Source organism: Tsukamurella sputi, from assembly GCF_007858445.1.
Lineage (GTDB): Bacteria > Actinomycetota > Actinomycetes > Mycobacteriales > Mycobacteriaceae > Tsukamurella > Tsukamurella sputi.
Window position 1 is genome coordinate 1 of sequence record NZ_VIGV01000213.1, and the last position, 524, is coordinate 524.

At 61.3% G+C, this 524-nt stretch carries 1 protein-coding gene; it reads right to left on the bottom strand.

The genetic code is table 11. From position 1 onward, the window contains the following. On the bottom strand, positions 1 to 522 hold a 522-nt coding region (locus tag FK268_RS23875), incomplete at its 3' end, for an IS3 family transposase (protein WP_146437914.1). Positions 523 to 524: the final 2 nt, after the last annotated feature.

Consider the following 524-nt stretch of genomic DNA (forward strand, 5'->3'; position numbering starts at 1 on the left):
CTGGATGAGACTGGTGCGCATGTGGTCCGCAATCGCATACCCCACCACTTTCTTCGTGCAGCAGTCCAACACGGTCGCCAGATAGCAGAATCCCGCCCACGTCGGAATGTAGGTGATGTCCCCGACCCACTTGAGCCCGGGGGCATCCGCGTGGAAGTCCCGGCCCACCAGGTCCTCACGCTCATCGATGTCCTTTGCGGGGATCGTGGTGCGCACCCGCAGGCGCGGCTGGACTGCCACCAGGCCCTCCTCGGCCATGATGGTGCGCACCGTGTCCACACACACCACCACACCCATCCGCACGAGCTCGGCGTGGATACGCCGGTACCCATACGTGGCATCCGACGCCTCGAAACTTGCCCGAACACGGTGGGTGAGATCAATGCGACGCACCTCAGTATCAGACATCGGCCGCCTCTTCCAATCCAGGTACCCCGACTTCGACACCTCCAAACAGCGACACATCAAAGTGATCGTGTAATTGCCTTCTTCACTCACAATGAACGCGTACCGTGCGCTCACTG